Source organism: Variovorax stachyos (assembly GCF_051400855.1).
GTDB lineage: Bacteria > Pseudomonadota > Gammaproteobacteria > Burkholderiales > Burkholderiaceae_C > Variovorax.
The window spans coordinates 63,728-70,581 of sequence record NZ_JBLFFN010000024.1; the positions used below are offsets into that span (position 1 = coordinate 63,728).

Annotated in this window: 5 protein-coding genes; 4 read left to right on the forward strand and 1 reads right to left on the reverse strand. The window is 70.2% G+C overall.

Features of this window, described 5'->3' with window-relative positions; all coding sequences use genetic code 11:
• Nucleotides 1-3 precede the first annotated feature (3 nt).
• The 4 genes from ACMGEZ_RS27050 to ACMGEZ_RS27065 all read left to right on the forward strand — a co-directional run bounded on the left by ACMGEZ_RS27050 (nt 4) and on the right by ACMGEZ_RS27065 (nt 5,730).
• Nucleotides 4-1,308, forward strand: a complete 1,305-nt coding sequence (locus ACMGEZ_RS27050) for a lysine N(6)-hydroxylase/L-ornithine N(5)-oxygenase family protein (protein ID WP_436825364.1) — start codon at nt 4-6, stop codon at nt 1,306-1,308.
• A 175-nt stretch (nt 1,309-1,483) separates the two neighbouring features.
• On the forward strand, nt 1,484-2,092 hold the full coding sequence (locus ACMGEZ_RS27055) for an RNA polymerase sigma factor (RefSeq protein WP_436825365.1): 609 nt from the start codon (nt 1,484-1,486) through the stop codon (nt 2,090-2,092).
• 8 nt (nt 2,093-2,100) lie between these two features.
• The gene (locus ACMGEZ_RS27060) at nt 2,101-3,132 is read left to right on the forward strand and encodes a FecR family protein (protein ID WP_436825366.1); all 1,032 of its coding nucleotides are present in this window, start codon (nt 2,101-2,103) and stop codon (nt 3,130-3,132) included.
• A gap of 150 nt (nt 3,133-3,282) precedes the next feature.
• Nucleotides 3,283-5,730 carry a TonB-dependent siderophore receptor gene (locus ACMGEZ_RS27065; protein WP_436825367.1) on the forward strand — a complete coding sequence of 816 codons (2,448 nt, stop codon included), beginning with the start codon at nt 3,283-3,285 and terminating at the stop codon, nt 5,728-5,730.
• Between the two features lie 33 nt (nt 5,731-5,763).
• Here the strand turns inward: ACMGEZ_RS27065 and ACMGEZ_RS27070 are convergent.
• Nucleotides 5,764-6,854 (reverse strand): thioesterase domain-containing protein (locus ACMGEZ_RS27070; protein WP_436825368.1); only part of this gene is annotated, 1,091 nt, incomplete at its 5' end.

Sequence of the window (6,854 nt, forward strand, 5' to 3'; positions counted from 1 at the left end):
CCCATGCAGCAGCACATTCACGACCTGATCGGGATCGGCTTCGGCCCCTCGAACATCGCACTGGCCATCGCGCTCGACGAGAAGCGCCACGCCGGCCAGGCGCTCGACGCCCTGTTCATCGAGCGCCAGGGCGCCTTCGCCTGGCACCCGCACATGCTGCTGCGGCACGCGCACATGCAGATCTCCTTCCTCAAGGACCTGGCGACGCTGCGCAACCCGACCAGCCGCTTCACCTTCATCAACTACCTCCACGAGAAGGGGCGGCTGTCCGACTTCATCAACCTCAAGACCTTCCTGCCCAGCCGCCACGAATTCAACGACTACCTGGCCTGGGCCGCGGAGCAGTTCGAGGACCGCTGCGCCTACGGCGAAGAGGTCTTCGAGGTGCTGCCGCAGGAGCAGGACGGCGCGGTCGCGCTGCTGCGCGTTCGCTCGCGCAACACGGCAGGCCGGGTGAACGAGAGGCTGGCGCGCCACCTGGTCGTCAGCGTCGGCGGCGCGGCCCGGATTCCGGAGTGCTTCCGGCCGCTGCGAGGCGACCCGCGCGTCTTCCACTCCAGCACCTACCTGCGCGACATCGCCCTGCACGCGCAGGCTCGCAGGATCGCCGTCGTGGGCGCAGGCCAGAGCGCGGCGGAGATCTTCATGGACCTGCAGGGGCGGCACGGCGCGCCGGCGGTGGACCTGATCACGCGCGGCCGCTCGCTGCGGCCCTCGGACGACAGCCCGTTCGTCAACGAGATCTTCAATGCCGAATTCACCGACCACGTGTACCACCGCTCCGGCGAGGAGCGCGCGTCCCTGCTCGACGAGTTCTGGCACACCAACTACGCGGTCGCCGACCTGGACCTGATCGAGCAGATTTTCAAGCTCTTCTATGAACAGAAGGTCAGCGGCGCCAGCCGGCTGCGCCTGCTGCGACGGCAGGAGATCCGCGGCGTGCGTGCCGAGGCAGACGGCGTCCACCTGACCCTGCGCGATGGCGACAGTGGGCACCACAGCACGATCCGCTACGACGCCATCGTGCTCGCCACGGGCTACGAGCGCGAACAGCACAAGGAACTGCTGCGCTCGCTCGTGCCCTACCTGGGCGAGTTGCGCACCGACCGGCACTACCGCCTGCGCAGCGCTGCGGACTTCCATCCCGCCATCTTCCTGCAGGGAGCCTGCGAGGCGACGCATGGCCTGAGCGACACCTTGCTGTCGGTCACCTCGGTGCGCACGGGCGAGATCGGCCGGGCCCTGCTCGCCGCCCTGCCGGGGGCAGCGGCGCGCGCGTGGCAAGACCGCCAGCCCGTGCAGGCCTGAACAACCTGATTTTGTGCTTACAATGCGAACCATTCTCATTTACTTCCCGAGCGCCTGACGGCTCCCTTCCCTGCTGAGCGCGAACCGCCCGTCCGACGGCCAGGCTGGGATGCGCCCGCGGCGCGAGCGGCCGGTGCCTCGGGCTTCGACCATCGCCAATGGCGGAAGGGGCGGGATGCGCGATCTGATCCATGAACTGGTCGTCCACTGCGGGGACCTGCGCCGTCAGCTGACCCGCGACCTCAAGGACCCGCATCACGCGGCTGACATCGCGCAATCCAGTTTCGAGCGCGTCTATGCCCAGGCGCTGGAGGCGCGCAGCAGCAGCGCCGCCAGCGCGTGCGCAAACCTGGGCGTGGGCATCGAGTCGCCGCGGGCGCTGCTTTTTCGCGTGGCGCGAAACCTGTGCATCGACGAGGCCCGCCGGCGCAAGACCGCGCAGGACTGGGCCAGCCAGCAGGCCGGGATCGACGGCCATGCCACCGTGCCTTCGTGCGAGTACGTGGTCGCCCAGCGGCAGGTGCTGGCGCGGCTGGTCGAGGTGATGGAGCGGCTGCCGCCCCGGCGGCGCGAAGTGTTCCTGCTCTTTCGCGCCCATGGCTTCACGCGCGCGGAGATCGCCCAACGCCTCGGCATCACGGAGATGGCCGTGGCCAAGCACCTGGTGCGTGCGACCGTCGATTGCTCGCGCGTGTTCGCCGAGCTGCGCTCGGACCTGATCGAGGCGCAGACGGTGCCGGCCCGCACCGGGCTGCCTCCCAGCCTCGCCGAAGACTTTTGCTGAGCGACGCCATGGCGACCGCCGCGCGAGAACGACTGGTCGAACATGCGATCGCGCTGATCGCGCAAAGCGAAGTCGCACCGGAGCAGCAAGCCCAGGGCGCCCGCTCCGCGCTTCTTCGATGGTGCGACCGCTCCGCCGAGCACCAGGCCGCCGCGCAAGAGGCGCGCCGACGCTGGGATGCACTTGGCGGCATGGCCGCAGATCTGCGCACGCATTTCCGGGAACCCATCGCCGCGAATGCAGCGCCTGCCGCAACCGCAGGGGGGCCGCGGCGCCGCCGGCTGCTGCTTTCCGTTGCCGCCATGCTGGGCACCGGGGCGCTCGGTGGCCGTGCCCTGTGGTGGTACAGGGAGCAGCCGCTTTTCGCCGCGTCCTACCGAACGCCGACCGCCCGCATGCAGAAGGTCGCGCTGAACGACGGCAACGAAGGCCATGCCGGCAGCCGGCTGGACCTCGCGCCGCGCAGCACCATCGAGGTCCGGCTCTACCGCCGCCGCCGCCAAGTCGACCTGGACGGCGGCGAAGTGCGCTTCGAGGTGGCCAGCGACGCCGCGCGGCCCTTCGTGGTCGCCACGCGCGAGGCGCTCGTCGAGGTAGTGGGCACGGTGTTCACCGTCCGCGACCGGGGCGGTCCCATCAATGTCGGCGTGGAGCGCGGCCAGGTGCGCGTGCAGGTGCTGCAGCGCGGAGCGCCCACGGTTGCGACCAAGGCCGCGCCCGCCATCGACCTGCTGCCCGGCCAGGTGCTCGAGATCCACGAAGGCGCGGCCACGGTGCGCGAGGCCGACCCCGCCGCGCTGTCCGCCTGGCGCGACGGCTGGCTCATCTTCGACAACGAGCGCCTGCACGAGGCCCTGGCCACCATCAATGCTTACCGCGCCCGCCCGATCGTCAGCGCCGATCCGCGCATCCACGCCCTGCGGCTGTCGGGCCGCTTCCAGGCCGGCGACTCGGCGGGCCTGGTCGCCGCACTGCCGGCGATCCTGCCGCTGGACGCTGTCACGCATCCGGACGGCAGCGTGGAACTGCGCGCACGCTGAGCGCGAGAGCGCCGGCCTGACGCCGGCTGTCTCTGTTTTCTGAAGTCAAACGTCTTAAGCATGGAAGCGTGAATCCGGGCAGCCGCCCGGCCCGCGCCTGTCTTTGCTTCTTTCTTCTTCTCTTCAGAACCTTCCCGGAATCTCGACACCATGCCTTCCCAGCCTCGTCCGTCCTTGATGAATGCCTTGCTCGCCTCGGCCCTGGGTGCCGCCCTCGCCGCTTGGACGGCGCCCGCCGCCGCGCAGGCGTCCGAAGAGGTGGCGGCCCGGCGCTTCGAGTTTCAGCTGCCCGCCCAGCCCCTCGCGGCGGCGCTGCACGAGCTGTCCCGCCAGACCGGCATCCAGGTCTTCGCCGCAGGCGACGTGGTGAGCGGGATGCAATCGCGCGCGGTGAGCGGCCAGCTGACGCTGGCGCAGGCCCTGCAGCAGATGCTCGCCGGCTCTGGGCTCGAGGCCGCCCGGACCGCCGGCGGCGGCTATGCCATCCGCCGCGCCGCGAGCCCTGGTGCCGCCGCCAACATGCTGCCGCAGGTCACGGTGGCCGCCCAGGCCGATCGGGAAAGCGCCACCGGCCCAGCCCGCGGCTACCTCGCGCGGCGCAGCGCGACCGGCACCAAGACCGACACGCCGGTGATCGAGACGCCGCAATCGCTCTCGGTGATCACGGCGGAGCGCATCGAGGCGATCGGGGCGACCCGGCTGCGCGATGCGATGGGCTACACGCCGGGGGTGGACATCTCGCCCTACGGCTCCGATTCGCGCATGGACTGGATCAACCTGCGCGGCTTCGACGCGCTGTCGCCGGGCTTCTACCTCGACGGCCTGCAGCTGCGCAACAACAGCGGCGGCGGCTACGGGGCCTGGCAGACGGAGAACTACGGCACCGAGCGCATCGAGATCCTGCGCGGACCCTCGTCGGTGCTGTACGGCCAGAACGGGCCGGGCGGCATGGTCAACGTGGTGAGCAAGCGCCCGACGGAAGAACCCGTGCGAGAGCTCCAGGCCCAGCTCGGCACGAATTCGCGGCGCCAGCTGGCGGGCGATTTCTCTGGCGCGATCGATGCAGAGGGCAAGCTGCTCTACCGCATTACCGGCCTGGTACGCGATGCCGAGCTGTCGCTCGCAGGGCTGCCCGACGACCGCCTCTACATCGCCCCGTCGCTGACGTGGAAGCCCTCGGGAGACACCACCTTCACGCTGCTGTCGAGCTACCTGCGCACCCGCGCGGGCAGCTCCTACCAGAGCTATCCCGCAGTCGGCACGCTGCAGCCCAACCCGAATGGCCGCATCTCCCGCTCGACCTACCTCGGCGAGCCGGGCTTCAGCCAGTACAACCTCGACCAGTGGATGCTGGGCTACCAGCTCGAGCACCGCGTCGACAGCACCTGGACCGTGCGCCAGAACATGCGCTACGGGCGGCTCGAGTCGGACTACAAGGACATCTACAAGCCCGGCGGCTTCCTGAGTGTCAACCGCGCCAACCCGGCCGACCCGGCGAACTTCCGGCGCGTCGCGCGCTCGGCGCTCGGCGGCACGGACGACATCTCCAGCTTCACCATCGACAACCAGGTGCAGGCGGATTTCCGCACCGGCGACGTGCAGCACAAGCTGCTGATCGGCCTGGACTACCAGCGCAGCAAGTTCGACCAGGTGCAGTTCTTCGGCGGCACCGTGCCCACGCTCGACGTCTACGCGCCGGTCTACGGCGGCCCCATCGTGCTGCCGGCGCCCTACCGCAATGCCGAGGTGACGCTGGCGCAAACCGGCCTGTACGTGCAGGACCAGATCCGCTTCGGCGAGCACTGGGTGGCGACGCTGGGCGGGCGCTACGACCGCGCCAACATCGAGACCGACAACCGCCTGAACAGCAGCTTCACCGAGCAGCGCGACGGCAAGTTCACCAGCCGCGCGGGGCTAGTCTATCTCGCCCCCAACGGGCTCGCGCCGTACCTCAGCTACTCCCAGTCCTTCTCGCCGACGACCACCATCGATCCGCGCAACGGCCGTCCCTTCGACCCCGAGACCGGCCGCCAGTACGAGGCGGGCCTTCGCTACCAGCCGCCGGGACGCAAGGACAGCTACAGCGCGGCCGTGTTCGACCTGCGGCGCCAGAACTACGTGACGTTCGATGCCAGTCGCATGCCCAGCGTCACCGGCGAGGTGACGGTGCGCGGCCTCGAGCTGGAGGCCACCGTGCAGCCGGTCAAGGCCCTGAACCTGACCGCCAGCTACACCTGGACACCGAAGGCGGACGTCACCCAAAGCGCCAACCCGGCCCAGATCGGCAAGCAGCTGACGGCGGTGTCGGAGCACCGCGTGGCGCTGTGGGCGGACTACCGCTTCGCCAACGGCATCCGCGTCGGCTTCGGCGCCCGCTACGTCGGCTCCAACCGAGGCTACAACGAGGCGGCGCCGGTCAAGGTGCCGGGCTACACCCTGTTGGACGCCATGATCGGCTACGACACCGGCCCCTGGAGCCTCGCGCTCAACCTGCGCAACCTCACTGACAAGACCTACATCGGCAGCTGCCTGAACGCCACGAACTGCTTCTACGGGGATCCGCGCTCGGTGAACGCGACGGCGACCTACCGCTGGTAGGCGCGAGGGCCGGACAGAGCCGGCCCTGCGCCACTACCCGGCAGGCGCCAGCAGGCGCGCGAGACCCTGCAGGAAGAACGGGTCCGAGACGATCCCGGTGTGGTCGGCATCGATGCGGCTGTGCGACGCACGCCGCACGCCCAGTTGCCGCTCGATATCGGCGATCGCCACATCGGTCCGGTCGCGGGCCCACCAGAAAGCCACCTGGGCCTCGAGCGGGTGGTCGAGCGACGCGGGGAAACGCCGCATCAGGGTGCTCATATGGCGGCCGGTCAGGAACAGCCGCACCACGGCCTGCGCCGACAGCCCTTCGTACAGGCCGTGCGGCGCCAGGCGCCGTGCCTGCATCGTGGCTTCGGTCCAGGCCTGCAGCGGCAGCTCGGATTCGAGCGGATCGCAGATGCCGTCCGGCACCGCCACCCCCGGTCGGGACACGGTCATGATCTCCTTCAGGAAGCCCGCATAGTCCTCGCGCCAATCGCCGGGTGGCCGCTGCGCATGCTGCGCCGGCGAGGACGCGTCCACCAGCCCGAGGAAGCCCACCGGCTGCCCCTGGCGTTCCAGCTGCGCAGCCACCATCGCCGCCAGGGGCGCGCCGAAGGACCAGCCCAGCAGATGGCAGGGGCCGCACGGCTGCTGCTCGCGGATCGAGGCTGCGTAGTCGCTCGCCATCGCGGCCAGGGACTCGTATCGGTGCGCGGGATCGCCAAGCGTCCTGCAGCTCAGGCCATGGACGGGCCGCAGCCCGTCCAGCGCCCTCGCGAGCGGCAGGTAGCCGAGGGCAGTGCCCAGCACCGGATGGACGCAGAACAGCGGCGCAACACCGTCCACCGCCCGGTTGAGCCGTACGAGCGGCCGGGCGCCAGCGCCCAGTTCCGAGACGCGGGCCAGCTCACGGATGGTGGGCCGGCTCATCAGCGACTGCAGGTCCACATGCAGCGGCGGATTCGCATGGCGGCCCGCGAGCGCCACGATGCGCAAGGCGAGTAGCGAGTGACCACCGAGCTCGAAGAAGTTGTCGTGGCGGCCCACGCGCTCCACGCCCAACACCTCGCACCAGATGCGCGCCAGCGCCTCTTCCATCTCCCCCTGCGGCGCCTCGTAGGCCTGCGACGCGCCATCGA